This is a genomic window from Shewanella sp. SW24 (assembly GCF_025653395.1).
Classification (GTDB): Bacteria; Pseudomonadota; Gammaproteobacteria; order Enterobacterales; family Shewanellaceae; genus Shewanella; species Shewanella oncorhynchi.
The window spans coordinates 41,080-56,626 of the sequence record NZ_JAKKSH010000002.1 but is presented as its reverse complement, the minus strand read 5'-3'; the positions used below and the strand labels follow the sequence as shown (position 1 = coordinate 56,626).

Below are 15,547 nucleotides of genomic sequence, written 5' to 3'. Positions count from 1 at the left end.
TGGTCACGCTATAGGAATCTTGAGCTGCATCGGGTATTTCTACGCGCAACAAATACGTTAAAGCAAGTAACAGAGCATGCCTCGTTGGCGCGGACTGCGTAACGTGTATGCCCTTAATGAGTCAAAAAGTCCGATTTAAATCGCCGAATATAAGCTGGGTGACGTCACGCGTTTTCCAGCACAATAAAATTGTACACCTAGCCGAAGAGCACTGGAGCCAATATGAAACTTGCAAGTTATAACAATGGTCGTCGTGATGGTCAGTTGATGTTAGTCAGCCGCGATCTCACTAAAACGGTTGCCGTTCCTGCCATTGCCCACACTATGCAGCAATTACTCGATGGTTGGGATTTACTGAGACCGCAATTGCAAGAATTGTACGATGCGTTAAATGAAGGCATGTTAGATAACGCGCAAGCGTTCGACGAAGCTAAGTGCTTGTCGCCATTACCGCGTGCTTACCAATGGGCCGATGGTAGCGCTTATGTGAATCACGTTGAGTTAGTCCGTAAAGCCCGTGGTGCTGAAATGCCAGAAACCTTCTGGACAGATCCGTTGTTTTATCAAGGTGGCTCAGACAGCTTTATTGCCCCTAAAGCCGATATTCCACTGGCGAGTGAAGACTGGGGGATCGATTTCGAATCTGAAATTGCGGTTATTACCGATGATGTGCCTATGGGCGTGAGCACTGACAATGCAGCTAAGCACATTAAATTGTTGATGCTAGTTAACGATGTGTCATTGCGTAACTTGATCCCTGGTGAGTTGGCGAAAGGCTTTGGTTTTTTCCAATCTAAACCATCGAGCAGTTTTTCGCCTGTGGCTGTGACACCGGATGAATTGGGTGTCCGTTGGGAAGATTCGAAAGTGCATTTACCGCTGATCACCTATTTAAATGGTGAATTATTTGGTCGTCCGAATGCAGGCGTTGATATGACCTTTAATTTCAGTCAGTTAGTTTCGCATGTTGCAAAAACCCGTCCATTGGGCGCAGGCGCGATTATAGGCTCTGGTACTATTTCTAACTATGACCGTAGTGCAGGTTCGAGCTGTTTAGCGGAAAAACGTATGTTAGAAGTGATTGCCGAAGGCAAAGCCACTACGCCATTTATGCGTTTTGGTGACACAGTGCGCATCGAAATGCTCGATGATAATGATGTAACCATTTTTGGTTCTATCGATCAAAAAGTGGTTGAATACAAAGCCTAAGGCTTTCCCTTAAAGGGCGACACCGACTCAAACTAACGGGGCTTAATTGCCCCGTTTTTATACTGACTTTTATAAGGACATGAAAATATGAAACTTTACGGTTATTGGCGTTCCAGTGCAGCCTATCGGGTTCGTATTGCCCTTAATCTCAAGGGGATTTCAGCCGAACAGTTTTCAGTGCATCTCGTACGTGATGGCGGCGAGCAACATAAAGCGGCCTACATTGCGCTTAATCCTTTAGAGTTAGTGCCAACCTTAGTGGTGGATGATGAGCTGGATGTGGATGCCTTGTCGCAATCTTTAGCGATTATCGAATATCTTGATGAGATACATCCACAGTCGCCATTACTGCCTGCATCGGCTCTTGAACGTGCCCACGTGCGCGCTATGGCACTTACGGTCGCCTGTGAGATCCATCCATTAAACAACTTGCGGGTATTGCAATATTTAACGCAAACCTTAGGTGCTGATGACACCGCCAAAAATACTTGGTATCACCATTGGGTCGCAAGTGGTTTTACGGCCTTAGAAACCTTGTTAACACGGCATAGCGGTCGTTATTGCTTTGGAAATGCAGTGACATTAGCTGATTTGTGTTTAGTACCGCAGGTGTATAACGCCCAGCGTTTTAATGTGGATTTAACGCCTTATCCCAATATCATGCGCGTGTGGGCCGAGTGTAATCAGCTAGAAGCCTTTGCCAATGCTGCGCCAGAGCGCCAAGCGGATGCGATGTAACGAATTGCGCGGATACGGTTTTTACGAATAGAAAGAATGGATGATGAGACTTGCTTTACAAGTCTTATCTCAGCGATGGAGTTTAAATGCTTTTCAGTAAAAAATGTCCGTATTGCAAAGGTAAACTCGGCGCTAAGGAAGTGCCGATTAAGGAAGGACGCTGCTGTCATTGTGATAAGCCGATACTGTACAAATTCAATATAATAAAATGGATGGTCCTGTTCGTGCCTATCTATATTGTTAGCGTTAATCTGCTAGACAAAGATGTACATGGTTTTTGGATTTGTGTTGCGGTGATGGCACCGATTTATAGTCTCGTTTCACTACTCTGTCATGAGGTCGTAAAGTGCTCAGAAACCGATGGCGAAGTGGAGTAAGCCTAATGTCTTTCCCGTGTTTTTATCTGATATTGAAGCGGGCGATACTGTTATGAGTGGTGCTAGGGGTAATGTCATGAGTGTTGCTACGAATAATGTTATGAATGATGCAATGAGTGAAGCAGCGCTAGAGCATCAATTACTCGAATGGATAGCTCAAGACTGCGAGCGGGTGAGGGCGCTTGAACTCGCGCTTCAATGCGCCAAAGTACACTCAATGCCGCAGTGGTGTCTGGCGGCAGGATTTGTCCGTCATTTAGTCTGGGATCGCTTGCACGAATTTGAGTTGAGTCCACTGAACGATATTGATCTGATCTATTTTTGCCCTTTAGATATTAGCCCTGAGCGGGATCTGGCGATTGAAACCTATCTTCATCAGCTTGCCCCTGAGTTACCTTGGTCGGTTAAGAATCAGGCGCGCATGCATAGTCGCAATCAAGACATGGCTTACACATCTTGCCTTGATGCTATGGCTCATTGGCCAGAGTTAGAAACCGCGGTTGGGGTGGGTTTAAAATCTCATGTTGAGACAGATACTCAGGTAGATGCAGAGACTGATCATCATTCCACGCATTACGGTATTGAGCTGGTGGTTCCCTTTGGGCTGAACTCCCTGTTTGCCCTCAAATTGAGCGCCAATCCAAAGCGATCATTACCACTGTTTGAGCACAGAGTTGCGACTAAGGGCTGGCTAACTCGCTATCCTTTGCTTACGTGTTGTTACTCAAGCTAATCTTCTCACTTTCTTATTCGTTCAGTCTAAAACTGATCTAACCGCCTCACACTGTCATTCCATGCAATCTAGTTATCTAACATGATAGGTATCATCCTCAAGCCGTTTTTACTTATCCATTTTCTGTTTTTATCCTAATACCAATCGTATTAAATATCTGTTCATTCAGCGGGAGTTCAACGCGCTTTAGACAAGGCGAAGGCTTGAAGGCATAGTGGTGCTCTGTCGAAAGCCTTAAACGCAGTATAAAGCGCGTTGCCATGCCGTTAACATCAGCCGCCCTTCGGGAGCCACACAGGCATCCCACTCCGGTGTTGCATTGACTTAAAAGGGAATAACCATTTTTGCGTCAATGCGCCTTGGATTGAGATGCCTGTGAGGCTCTGAACTGATTAGATATTTAATGTGATTGGTATCATTTAACTTGTCTCTATAATTTGAAATTAATGTTCAAATAACCTCTTAGTTAAGTGCTTTTCATTGTTACTGAAATGTTTATGGTGTTGTTGGTCACTACCTCTTGCGGTAGTCATTAGTGATGGCTAATACAACACTTAGCTCACAGAAAACAAAGGAGTATTATCAATAAATGTTTGAATTTCGTGATTCAGCTCCCATGTGCAGTACCTATAAGTGAGTATTGCTCACTCACTTTGATTTGGATCAATAAATCAGTCGCATATCTCTGGCAGTGTAGGCGTCAATTGTTAAGGATGTAATACAAAACAAAAACCTATGTTGTACATATGGAGTATGATGATGAATAAAAACACTGTTTCTACACTGGTCGCTGCCACCCTTTTAGCCGCTGGTTTTTCTGCTTCTGTATCGGCTCACCAAGCGGGTGACATTATTGTTCGTGCGGGTGCTGTGGTTGTTGCGCCAAATGAATCAAGTGATGATGTTGCGGGTAATGGCGAGTTCCAAATCAGCAATAACACTCAAGTGGGTTTAAACTTTGGCTACATGCTGACAGATAACTTTGGGGTTGAGTTATTAGCTGCCACACCTTTTAGCCACGATGTTTCTTTAAAAGGTGTAGGTAAGATTGCAGAAACTAAACATTTACCACCCACTTTAGTGGCACAGTACTACTTTGGTGATGCGCAATCTAAATTACGTCCATACGTGGGTGTTGGTGTTAACTATACTAATTTCTTCGACAATGAGTTCACCAACGATTTAAATGGTGCGTTAACTGACTTGAGCATGAGCACTTCGTGGGGCTTAGCGGCACAAGCAGGTGTTGATTATCAAGTAAACAAAAACTGGTTAGTGAACGCTTCAGTGTGGTACGCGCAAATTAGCAGTGACGTGAAGTTTAAATTAGCGGGCGACACTGTAGTTATCGACACTGATATCAACCCATGGGTTTATATGGTCAGCGTGGGTTACACTTTCTAATCCACTGATTAGATAAGCGTAAAAAGGAGCCTTAGGCTCCTTTTTCGTTTCTGCACTTTTTATCGCGCCATGTTCTGTTCCACTTAGGCTAAGCCGATTTAGCGCTTTGGCTTTTTAGCTTTCCAGTGGCGAGTGTTATAGATAAATTCGGGTAATAACACAGTAAGCCAAGCGACGAGGCGCCAGCGTTTGGTCACATAGACGCGGCGTTTGCCTTGTTTCATTGCCTTGATGATTTGCGCTGCGACTTGTGGCAATGGTGCAAGCCACATTGCACTTTGCTGCATAGCGGCTTTATCGAGCAAACCAAGTTGGATATCGGTAATCGTAATCGGTAACTTAAGGCGCTGAGCATGCATACTTAAGCCCTCAAGGTAATTCTGGCCAAAGGCTTTTGAGGCGTGATAGGCCACACTCGGCCCGCCGCGCAGGCCCGCAATCGAGTTGATTGCCGCCAGTTGTCCATAACCTTGCTCGCGAAATAGTCTAAATGCCGTATTGCAGATGGCAGCAAAACCTCGCACATTGACATCGATAATGTCTTGCTCCGGTAGCCAAGGCAACTCGGGGTCATAGCTATTGAGGCCTGTATTAACTAAGACTAAGTGCGCGCCGCCAAGAGTTTGCCAGACTGATTCAAGTTGGTTGATGATGGCTTGAGGTTGTTCAATTTGAAGTGCAAAAACTTGTACTTTTGTTGGCAAGGATAAGGCAAAATCGCGCAGTGATTCTGGATCTTGGGCGAATAAGACTAATTCAACCTGCTGATCTGCCAATTGCTTTGCAAGTTCACGACTTAATTGTGAGCTAGCTCCCACAATGATTGCAGTTGCTTGGGTCATAGATTTTTCGGCAACGAAATGGTGGCTTATGATAGAAAGTTATGTTCACCAAGACAAGATTTATAGCTTGGGCGTATGGACATCTAGAAGTCTTTATGTATGATTAGGAGAAACAAAATGAACAAATGGTTGCGTTTAAGCGCGTTGAGATTAACAGCCTTAGCATTAATGGCCATCATGGGGGTGTTATCCGGTTGTGCGACACCTAATGCTATCGTTGAGATAAAAGGCGAGACCTTATATCGCGAACGGATAGCCTTACCTGCCGATGCTAAGGTCATAGTGCAGCTGCTTGATGTCTCAAAAATGGATGTGCCAGCCATAGTGATGGCGGAGCGCGTGCAACAAGGTGCTGCGACACCCGCGCCATTCAGTTTTGCGATTGGTAGCGATCAGTTCCAACCCGGTCACACTTATGCCATAGGGGCCCGGATTATGTTGGGTGATAAGTTATTGTTTATTAATACTCAAGCCTATCACATTGATCTCAATTCCACTGAGCCAATGACGATACTGCTAGAGAAAGTCGGTGGCTAGTTAGCCCGCTCAGAAGTGAGCTGACATACGCGCCGAATCCGTTAGTATTTACGAACAGAAGAGGCGCGGTATGCCGGTTAGAATTCCAGATCATCTGCCCGCAGCAGGGGTGTTAGAGTCAGAAAATATTTTCGTTATGTCCGAGACGCGGGCGGCGAATCAAGATATCAGGCCGATGAAGGTGCTGATTTTGAACTTGATGCCGAACAAAATCGAGACAGAAACCCAGTTATTGCGCTTACTGGGTAACACGCCTTTACAAGTCGATGTGGATTTGCTGCGCATTCACGACAAAGAATCCAAGCATACTTCCATCGACCACATGAATACTTTTTACCGTGATTTTGAAGCTGTGCGCCATAAAAATTACGACGGTCTTATCATCACAGGCGCGCCGCTTGGGCAAATCGATTTCGAAGATGTGGTTTATTGGGATCATATCCGTGAAATCATCGACTGGTCCCAAGAGCATGTCACCTCAGTGTTGTTTTTATGCTGGGCAGCCCATGCGGGCTTGTATCATCTCTATGGTTTAAATCGAAAAATATTGCAACAGAAGCGTTCTGGCGTATTTGTACATAGGCGCACTTGTCAGCATTTCCCACTACTACGTGGTTTTGATGATGAGTTCTTTGCACCCCATTCGCGTTTTGCCGAGATGGATGTGGAAGAAATTAGGCAACACCCGCAGTTGCAAGTGTTAGCGCAGTCCGATGAAGCCGGGGCCTATTTGGTATTAAGTCGCAATAACCGTAACTTGTTTGTAATGGGGCACCCTGAATATCAAAAATCGACCTTAAACGATGAATACCATAGGGATTTAGCCCAGGGCTTAACGCCAAATGTGCCACAAAACTATTATCGAAATAATAATCCAGAAGCCGAAGCCATTGCCCGCTGGCACAGCCACGGTAGTTTGTTGGTCAGTAATTGGCTCAATTATTACGTTTATCAGTTAACGCCTTATGACTTAAGTGATATGACGGCGATGACACCGTGGGAATCGCGCTAAGGTTTTGTTTAGCCTTTTATGGTGATGTGGTCACATGGATGTGACCTAAGCTGATACCCAAAATCCCTTAATTTATCTCTCCCTTAGATGCTGTTGTCCACGCTTGACTGTGCTTAATCCCTGCCTCGCTGTAAATCCTTACTGACAATTTTCACCCGATAAAATCGACACATTAGACCAAGGAATACTTGCTTTACGTTCGCGTAAACGTCAGAGTGGTTTTATTGTCGATTTTATTAAACGTCCCAAGGCTAGCACTAGGCCTTGTGGTCAATTTGGGTTGGAGCCTGCATGAGTACTGAACCGTTAAATCAAGATATTGTTATTGTTGCCGCTAAACGCACCCCTATGGGTGGTTTTCAAGGCAGTTTGTCATCTGTTGCATCACCGACTTTAGCCGCGACAGCCATTAAGGGCTTATTGGCGGAGACTCAATTAGCGGGTGAGCATGTTGATGAAGTCTTGATGGGCTGCGTATTACCCGCTGGTTTAGGTCAAGCGCCTGCACGTCAAGCCACTTTAGGTGCGGGATTACCCTTATCCGTTGGTGCGACCACAGTGAACAAAGTCTGTGGCTCTGGCATGAAGACGGTGATGTTAGCCCACGATTTGATTAAAGCGGGCAGTGCCAAAGTGGTGATCGCTGGCGGTATGGAAAGCATGAGCCAAGCGCCGTATTTATTAGATAAAGCCCGCGGCGGCATGCGCATGGGCCACGGCAAAGTGTTAGATCACATGTTTTTAGATGGTCTTGAGGATGCCTATACTGGCGGCGCCATGGGAACATTTGCCCAGAAAACCGCCGATGAATTTAGGATCACCCGCGAGCAGATGGATGCCTTTGCGCTAAGTTCGCTCGAAAAAGCCAATGCCGCGATTAACTCGGGTGCCTTTAAGGCCGAAATTACCCCAGTCACAGTTAGTGATCGTCGCGGTGATGTGACTATCGATACCGACGAGCAACCCGGTAATGCCCGCCCTGAAAAAATTCCTACGCTGCGCCCAGCCTTTACCAAAGATGGCACTATCACAGCGGCTAACTCTAGCTCTATTTCTGATGGCGCAGCGGCATTGATGCTGACCTCTCGCGGCGAAGCTGAGCGTTTAGGCTTAACTGTATTAGCCACCATTAAAGGCCACACGACCCATGCCCAAGAGCCTTCACTCTTTACCACTGCACCTGTCGGCGCTATGGCGAAATTACTGGCCAATGTCGGTTGGTCAACGGATGAAGTTGATTTATTCGAAATCAACGAAGCCTTCGCCATGGTGACTATGCTTGCCGTGTCTGAGCTCGGTTTAGATATCGCTAAGGTTAACGTCAATGGCGGTGCCTGCGCTTTAGGTCATCCTATTGGCTGCTCGGGTTCACGTTTACTAGTGACCTTAATCCATGCTTTAAAAGCCCGCGGCCTTAAACGCGGTGTCGCCTCGCTGTGTATCGGCGGTGGTGAAGCAACAGCGATGGCCATTGAGGTCTAATTGCAAAGGTTTTAGTTAAATCAACAAGACGGGGCTGGCAAGGGCAATCACTTCCCTTGAGGATAATCATAATATCGCACCGCCAGCCCATCACTCTACAAGGAAAGGATTGCAACATGACCACACAAGTAAAGCATTACATTGACGGCGAGTTTATCCAAGGTACGGGCACATCACAGATTATTGTCACCAATCCCGCGAATAACTCGCCGATTGCTGTGATTAATGCTGCCACTAGCGAAGAAGTTCACGCTGCGATTGCTAGCGCCAAAGCGGCCTTTAAAACCTGGAAAGAAGTGCCAGTGTCTGAACGCGCGCGCGTCATGTTGCGTTATCAACATCTGCTAAAAGAACATCACGACGAATTGGCGACCATTCTCGCAAAGGAAACCGGTAAAACCTTCGAAGATGCCAAGGGCGATGTGTGGCGCGGTATCGAAGTCGCTGAACACGCCTGTAACGTGGCGTCATTATTGATGGGTGAAACTGTCGAGAACGTCGCGCGTTCAATTGACACTTACAGCTACACTCAACCGCTCGGTGTGTGTGCGGGTATTACGCCATTTAACTTCCCTGCGATGATCCCGTTATGGATGTTCCCACTGGCGATTGCCTGCGGTAACACTTTCATTTTAAAGCCTTCAGAACAAGATCCTATGACGCCGCAGCGTCTGGTTGAGCTGTTTGTTGAGGCGGGCGCACCTAAGGGCGTATTGCAATTAGTGCATGGCGATAAAACAGCCGTAGATATCCTGCTGGCAGACCCTGCGATTAAAGCCATTTCCTTTGTCGGTTCTGTGGCTGTGGGTCAATATATTTATAAAACCGGTACAGATAACTTAAAACGCGTGCAAGCCTTTGCGGGTGCGAAAAACCACTGCGTTATCATGCCAGATGCAAACAAACAGCAAGTGATCAACAACTTAGTCGGCGCTTCTGTTGGCGCGGCGGGTCAGCGTTGTATGGCGATTTCGGTTGCCGTGTTTGTGGGGGCCGCGAAAGAGTGGATCCCAGAATTAAAAGAAGCGTTAGCCAAAGTTCGCCCAGGTTTATGGGACGATAAAGAAGCGGGTTATGGTCCGGTTATCAGCCCAGCCGCTAAGGCGCGGGTGCTTAAACTTATCGCCCAAGGTAAAGCCGAAGGCGCCGAGTGTTTACTCGATGGCAGCGATTTTACCGTGGAAGGTTATGAATCCGGTAATTGGATTGGCCCAACCATGTTCGATAAAGTCACTACTGATATGAGCATTTACAAGGAAGAAATCTTTGGCCCTGTACTGTGTTGTATGGAATCAGACTCCTTAGAAGCAGCCATCGAATTAGTTAACGCCAGCCCTTATGGCAACGGCACGTCTATCTTTACCGCGAGCGGTGCTGCTGCCCGTAAATATCAACATGAAATCGAAGTCGGCCAAGTGGGGATTAACGTGCCTATTCCTGTGCCATTACCTTTCTTCTCATTTACCGGTTGGAAGGGCAGTTTCTACGGCGATCAACATGCCTACGGTAAGCAAGCGGTGCGTTTCTATACCGAGACCAAGACCATCACTTCCCGCTGGTTTGAGTCCGATATCGCAGTAGCTTCAACGCCAAATATGAGCATTAACCTACGCTAAGCTCGGTGATTAATCGATAAACCACGGCGTCTTTACGGCGCCCAATTTATTCAATAAAAAAGTGACCACAGAGTCATAGGAGAGCCAAATGGATTTTAATTTCAACGATGACCAACGCCAGTTTGCCGATCTTGCGCGCCAGTTTGCCGCGGAAGAATTAACCCCGTTCGCCGCCAAGTGGGATGAAGAACATCATTTCCCTAAAGACGTGATCCAAAAAGCTGGTGAGCTGGGTTTTTGCTCTCTGTATTCGCCAGAATCCGAAGGTGGCATGGGCTTATCGCGCCTCGATGCCTCGATTATTTTTGAAGAACTTGCCAAGGGCTGCACCGCGACCACGGCCATGCTGACCATTCACAATATGGCGACTTGGATGGTGACGACTTGGGGCACTGAAACGCTGCGTCAGACTTGGTCCGAGCCGTTAACCACAGGGCAGATGTTAGCGTCATATTGTTTAACTGAGCCGGGTGCAGGTTCGGACGCCGCATCTTTGCAAACCAAAGCGGTGCGTGACGGCGATGAATATGTGATTTCAGGCTCGAAAATGTTTATCTCGGGCGCGGGCGCCACTGAGCTTTTAGTCGTGATGTGCCGTACTGGCCAAGCTGGGCCTAAGGGAATTTCGGCGATTGCCATTCCGGCGGATGCCGCTGGTGTTATTTACGGTAAAGCCGAAGATAAAATGGGCTGGAATGCCCAGCCGACCCGCCAAATCACCTTTGAAAACGTGCGTGTGCCAGTGGCAAACTTGCTCGGTGAAGAAGGCCAAGGCTTTGCCTTTGCAATGAAAGGCTTAGATGGCGGTCGCATTAATATCGCGACCTGTTCTGTGGGTACGGCACAGTCTGCTTTAGAGCGCGCAACTCAGTATATGAATGAGCGTCAGCAATTTGGTAAACCGTTAGCGGCTTTCCAAGCGCTGCAATTTAAGCTTGCCGATATGGCGACAGAATTAGTCGCAGCCCGCCAAATGGTGCGTCTTGCGGCATTTAAACTCGATAGTGGCGATCCTGAGGCCACGGCTTATTGCGCTATGGCGAAACGCTTTGCCACTGATGTGGGTTTTCAAGTCTGCGATGCGGCGCTGCAAATTCATGGTGGATATGGTTATATAAGGGAGTACCCGCTGGAACGTCATTTCCGTGATGTGCGTGTGCATCAGATTTTAGAAGGCACTAACGAAATTATGCGCTTAATTATCGCCCGTCGTTTACTCGATGAAAATGCAGGACAAATCCTGTAATTCAACTCGCAATATGCGTGACTTACAGGTCGGCGATAACTGAAAAGGAGCCTATAAAGATGGAATATTTAGTTGAACGTATCGAAGGCCACACGGCGATTCTGACCATGAACAATCCGCCAGCCAACACTTGGACCGCCGAGAGTTTGCAGGCGCTTAAAGCCAAAGTGCTTGAGCTGAATGCCAATAAAGAGATTTATGCCTTAGTGTTAACGGGCCAAGGGCAAAAGTTCTTCTCCGCTGGCGCCGATTTAAAACTGTTTAGCGATGGTGACAAAGGTAATGCGGCAACGATGGCCAAGCATTTTGGTGAAGCCTTTGAAATCTTAAGCCAATTCCGCGGTGTGTCGATTGCCGCGATTAACGGCTATGCCATGGGCGGCGGCTTAGAAGTCGCGTTGGCCTGCGATATTCGTATCGCCGAAATTCAAGCTGTAATGGCATTACCCGAAGCGACGGTCGGTTTATTACCCTGTGCGGGTGGCACTCAAAATCTGACCGCACTCGTCGGTGAAGGTTGGGCTAAGCGGATGATTTTATGCGGCGAGCGTATCGATGCGACTCAGGCATTGAATCTACGTTTAGTGGAAGAAGTGGTCGATACTGGCGAAGCGCTTAATGCGGCAATTGCCTTAGCCGTCAAAGTGGCTAACCAAAGCCCAAGCAGCGTGACTGCGTGTAAGACGCTTATTCAAGCGGGGCGCACTATGGCGCGTAGCCAAGCGCTACCGATTGAGCGTGAGTTATTTGTCGGATTATTTGATACTGAAGATCAGGCCGAAGGCGTGAATGCGTTTTTAGGGAAACGTAAAGCTGAGTGGAGAAACCGCTAATGACGAATGTAGTAGATAATGACGTGGTCGAGCATGTCGCAAATCAGGTCACGACCACACAAAATGTGGTGTTTCAAACCTTAGCCACTGCTTCTGGCAAATTGGTTGGGGTGGTCACACTCAATGTGGAAAAAGCCCTCAACGCCTTAGATTTAGGCATGGTGCGCGCTATGACGGCACAGCTTAATCTGTGGAAGAAAGATCCCCTTATCGCTTGCATCGTATTAGATGGCAGCGGTGAGAAGGCATTTTGTGCCGGGGGTGATGTGCGCGCTTTATACCATGCTTCCATTGCCGCTAATGGGCAAGTGACTGAGGAAGCAAAGGTTTTCTTCGAAGAGGAATATCGCCTCGATTATCTACTGCATACCTTTGGCAAACCTGTGTTGGTGTGGGGCGATGGCATAGTCATGGGCGGCGGCCTCGGTTTGATGGCGGGCGCGAGCCACAGAGTCGTTACCGAAACCTCGCGTATCGCTATGCCAGAGGTGACTATCGGCCTGTATCCCGATGTGGGCGGCAGTTATTTCCTTAATCGTATGCAGGGCAAGATGGGATTGTTTTTGGGATTGACCGCCTATCAACTCAATGCCGCCGATGCCTGTTATGTGGGCCTTGCGGATCATTACCTGAACCGCGACGACAAAGAGTTGATGTTTGATGCCATGGCAACCTTAGATTGGAGTGATACGCCAGCTCTTAATCATCAACGTTTAGATAGCATGATCAACGAGCTGTCTAATCAAGTGGATATTCCTAAGGGCGACAGTGTATTAGCCGAAAGCCAAGACATAATCGACAGGCTTATGGCGGGCAGTCTGCAGGATATTGCAGCACGCATGTCAACTCTGGTATCGGAAGAAAAGTGGTTAATGAAAGCGCGGGACACCTTCCTTGCGGGTAGCCCTATCAGCTGGCACTTGGTCTATATCCAAGGGCAGTTAGGGACTAAGCTTAGCTTAGCTCAATGTTTCAAGTGGGAGTTAACCGCAAGTGTTAACGTGTGTGCCCACGGTGATTTCTGCGAAGGCGTTCGTGCACTCTTGATTGATAAAGACAAGAAACCTCAATGGCGTTTTAAGGATGTTAACTCAGTACCCACAGCGGTACTTGAGCAAATATTGGCTTCCCCATGGGGCGAGGCGCATCCCTTTAACCAACTGAGTTAAGCGTTTAAGGGCCGAGTTGGCTAAGCGCTGTGTTTATCTGCTTAGCCAAGCTCGCTTTACTCTGTGATAAAGTCAGCATAATCAATTTGATAGTATTATCACAACACTAAAAAGAACAACACAGGAGTGATGGCATGAGTACAGTAGCCTTTATCGGTTTAGGTAATATGGGCGGCCCAATGGCGGCCAATTTATTAAAAGCAGGCATGACGGTTCGCGTCTTTGATTTAGTCCCAGAAACTATGCAGCAATTGGCTGAAAAAGGCGCCTTAGTATCAAGTACAGCCTGCGGCGCTGCAGCGGGCGCAACTGTGGTGATTACTATGCTGCCTGCGGGCAAGCATGTGAAAAGTTTATATTTAGGCAATGGAACAGACAAAGGTCTGCTTGAAGTGGTTGCGGGTGATACTTTACTGATCGATTGTTCAACCATCGATGCACAAAGCGCACAATTAGTGGCGGCCGAAGCGGCTAAAAGCGGCATCGAATTTATGGATGCACCAGTTTCTGGCGGCACGGCAGGCGCGGCGGCGGGCACCTTAACTTTTATTTGTGGTGGCTCGGATACCGCTTTTGAACGTGCGCAGCCCGTACTTAAGGCTATGGGTGTGAATATCTTCCACGCAGGCGGTCCAGGTGCGGGGCAAGTCGCGAAAATCTGCAATAACATGCTGTTATCTGTGTTGATGGTCGGTACTTCCGAAGCCCTGCAAATGGGCGTCGATCATGGTCTAGATCCCAAAGTGCTATCCGACATTATGAAGGTCAGCAGTGGCGGAAACTGGACGCTAGAGAAGTACAATCCCTGCCCAGGCGTGATGGAAACAGTGCCTTCTTCTAAGGGCTATCAGGGTGGCTTTATGGTAGATTTGATGGTCAAAGATCTCGGTCTGTCACAAGAAGCGGCATTATTGAGCAACTCTAGCACGCCAATGGGCGCTTTAGCCCGCAGCTTGTATGTCAATCATGCAAGACAAGGCAATGGTCGCCGAGATTTTTCCAGTATATTTGAACAATTTGCACCACTTAAAAAATAGACACAGATAACAAGGGATCACCAGATGGATTTAAAAGATAAGGTTGTCGTCATTACTGGCGGCGCGGGTGGCTTAGGCTTAGCAATGGCGCAAAATTTTGCGCAGGCAGGTGCTAAGATAGCGCTTATCGATGTGGACCAAGAAAAACTCGAGCGAGCCTGCGCTGAGCTTGGATCGGACACTGAAGTTCAAGGTTATGCCTTAGACATTACCGACGAAGAAGATGTCGTCGCGGGTTTTGCTTATATTCTCGAAGATTTTGGTCAAGTGAACGTGTTAGTGAACAACGCCGGTATTCTGCGTGATGGCATGTTAGTCAAAGCCAAAGACGGCAAAGTCACTGATCGTATGTCTTACGAGCAATTCCAATCGGTGATCAATGTGAACCTGACCGGCAGTTTCCTTTGTGGCCGTGAGGCCGCAGCGGCCATGATTGAATCGGGTCAAGCGGGGGTGATTGTTAACATCTCTAGCCTTGCTAAGGCGGGTAATATGGGCCAATCAAATTACGCGGCCTCAAAAGCGGGTGTTGCGGCTATGTCTGTTGGCTGGGCGAAGGAGTTAGCGCGCTACAATATCCGTAGTGCAGCCGTAGCACCAGGTGTGATTGCGACCGAGATGACGGCAGCAATGAAGCCAGAAGCGTTGGAGCGTTTAGAGAAACTCGTGCCTGTTGGCCGCTTAGGTCATGCCGACGAGATAGCTTCTACCGTACGTTTTATTATTGAAAACGATTATGTTAACGGTCGTGTGTTTGAAATCGATGGTGGTATCCGTCTTTAGAGCGATATCTTATTGATTTGCATAAAAACCGAGCTTAGGCTCGGTTTTTTTATAGGGTAAATAAAGATAATGGTTCTTATGCTCTAGCTTTCGGATTTATTTAGATTTCACTGTTGGAGTTGACATTTAGTTGTTAACCTTCAACAATCGCTCTCCCGTTTTTTTACATAACTTTACAAACATGTTGATCACATGTAATGGAGCTTGAAATCCGGATGTCTTGGCAGGAAAAAGCCCACTGGCTTGAGAAAATCACTAAGCGCATGATGTTGATCGTGGGTATCTTAGGGTTGGTTGTGATTTATTGCGGTTTCTTTTTTCTGCTCTTTAGTGGCCGTTCTGTGGCCGTGATCCCATGGTTTTTTCTTATCTCACCTTGGGTGTGTATTTATTTTGGTTTAACGCAAGTACAACAAGTGCAAGTGGTAAATTGGTTCTTAAAAAAATTTAAAAAATAACTAATTTACACATAACTCATTTCTGCAAGTTCATATTTTGTTTCGGTTTGTGCAGTTGGCAAACATTGGGG

Annotated in this window: 16 protein-coding genes; 15 read left to right on the top strand and 1 reads right to left on the bottom strand. The window is 47.2% G+C overall.

Annotated features, from left to right (window positions below):
* The first annotated feature begins 222 nt into the window (after positions 1-222).
* From L5M17_RS02170 to ompW, 5 genes are all read left to right on the top strand, one after another.
* Positions 223-1,209: a fumarylacetoacetate hydrolase family protein gene (locus L5M17_RS02170; protein WP_028760574.1), complete on the top strand. Its 987-nt coding sequence runs from the start codon at positions 223-225 to the stop codon at positions 1,207-1,209.
* A gap of 87 nt (positions 1,210-1,296) precedes the next feature.
* Positions 1,297-1,947 (top strand): maleylacetoacetate isomerase, encoded by a 651-nt coding sequence (maiA, locus tag L5M17_RS02165; protein ID WP_263144910.1) that lies wholly within the window; start codon positions 1,297-1,299, stop codon positions 1,945-1,947.
* Positions 1,948-2,033: 86 nt separating this feature from the next.
* Entirely contained in the window at positions 2,034-2,324 is a 291-nt protein-coding gene (locus L5M17_RS02160; protein ID WP_263144908.1) for a hypothetical protein, read from the top strand.
* A gap of 76 nt (positions 2,325-2,400) precedes the next feature.
* Positions 2,401-3,057, top strand: coding sequence for a nucleotidyltransferase family protein (locus L5M17_RS02155; RefSeq protein WP_411568931.1), 657 nt, complete (start codon positions 2,401-2,403; stop codon positions 3,055-3,057).
* Positions 3,058-3,813: 756 nt separating this feature from the next.
* Positions 3,814-4,461: an outer membrane protein OmpW gene (gene ompW / locus L5M17_RS02150; protein WP_173497113.1), complete on the top strand. Its 648-nt coding sequence runs from the start codon at positions 3,814-3,816 to the stop codon at positions 4,459-4,461.
* Between the two features lie 98 nt (positions 4,462-4,559).
* On the opposite strand, the gene L5M17_RS02145 is transcribed toward ompW, so the two are convergent.
* Positions 4,560-5,303, bottom strand: coding sequence for an SDR family NAD(P)-dependent oxidoreductase (locus L5M17_RS02145; RefSeq protein ID WP_028760569.1), 744 nt, complete (start codon positions 5,301-5,303; stop codon positions 4,560-4,562).
* A gap of 117 nt (positions 5,304-5,420) precedes the next feature.
* Here L5M17_RS02145 and L5M17_RS02140 point away from each other — a divergent pair, with 117 nt between their 5' ends.
* The 10 genes from L5M17_RS02140 (at position 5,421) to L5M17_RS02095 (ending at position 15,476) form a co-directional block, all read left to right on the top strand.
* Positions 5,421-5,840, top strand: a complete 420-nt coding sequence (locus L5M17_RS02140) for a YbaY family lipoprotein (protein ID WP_113938934.1) — start codon at positions 5,421-5,423, stop codon at positions 5,838-5,840.
* Positions 5,841-5,910: 70 nt separating this feature from the next.
* A complete protein-coding gene (gene metA, locus L5M17_RS02135) occupies positions 5,911-6,852 on the top strand; it encodes a homoserine O-acetyltransferase MetA (RefSeq protein WP_028760567.1) in 942 nt (313 codons plus the stop codon).
* 291 nt (positions 6,853-7,143) lie between these two features.
* On the top strand, positions 7,144-8,334 hold the full coding sequence (locus L5M17_RS02130) for a thiolase family protein (protein ID WP_263144902.1): 1,191 nt from the start codon (positions 7,144-7,146) through the stop codon (positions 8,332-8,334).
* Positions 8,335-8,450: 116 nt separating this feature from the next.
* A complete protein-coding gene (locus tag L5M17_RS02125) occupies positions 8,451-9,950 on the top strand; it encodes a CoA-acylating methylmalonate-semialdehyde dehydrogenase (RefSeq protein WP_263144900.1) in 1,500 nt (499 codons plus the stop codon).
* 88 nt (positions 9,951-10,038) lie between these two features.
* Positions 10,039-11,196 (top strand): acyl-CoA dehydrogenase family protein, encoded by a 1,158-nt coding sequence (locus tag L5M17_RS02120; RefSeq protein ID WP_113938930.1) that lies wholly within the window; start codon positions 10,039-10,041, stop codon positions 11,194-11,196.
* 59 nt (positions 11,197-11,255) lie between these two features.
* Positions 11,256-12,029 (top strand): enoyl-CoA hydratase, encoded by a 774-nt coding sequence (locus L5M17_RS02115; RefSeq protein ID WP_263144897.1) that lies wholly within the window; start codon positions 11,256-11,258, stop codon positions 12,027-12,029.
* Positions 12,029-13,198, top strand: coding sequence for an enoyl-CoA hydratase/isomerase family protein (locus tag L5M17_RS02110; RefSeq protein WP_028760562.1), 1,170 nt, complete (start codon positions 12,029-12,031; stop codon positions 13,196-13,198). The genes L5M17_RS02115 and L5M17_RS02110 overlap by 1 nt, the downstream gene beginning before the upstream one ends.
* Before the next feature lie 134 nt (positions 13,199-13,332).
* The gene (mmsB, locus tag L5M17_RS02105) at positions 13,333-14,235 is read left to right on the top strand and encodes a 3-hydroxyisobutyrate dehydrogenase (protein ID WP_263144895.1); all 903 of its coding nucleotides are present in this window, start codon (positions 13,333-13,335) and stop codon (positions 14,233-14,235) included.
* 24 nt (positions 14,236-14,259) lie between these two features.
* A complete protein-coding gene (locus L5M17_RS02100) occupies positions 14,260-15,018 on the top strand; it encodes an SDR family oxidoreductase (RefSeq protein WP_011846385.1) in 759 nt (252 codons plus the stop codon).
* A gap of 215 nt (positions 15,019-15,233) precedes the next feature.
* Positions 15,234-15,476 (top strand): hypothetical protein, encoded by a 243-nt coding sequence (locus L5M17_RS02095; protein ID WP_028760560.1) that lies wholly within the window; start codon positions 15,234-15,236, stop codon positions 15,474-15,476.
* Positions 15,477-15,547 lie beyond the last annotated feature (71 nt).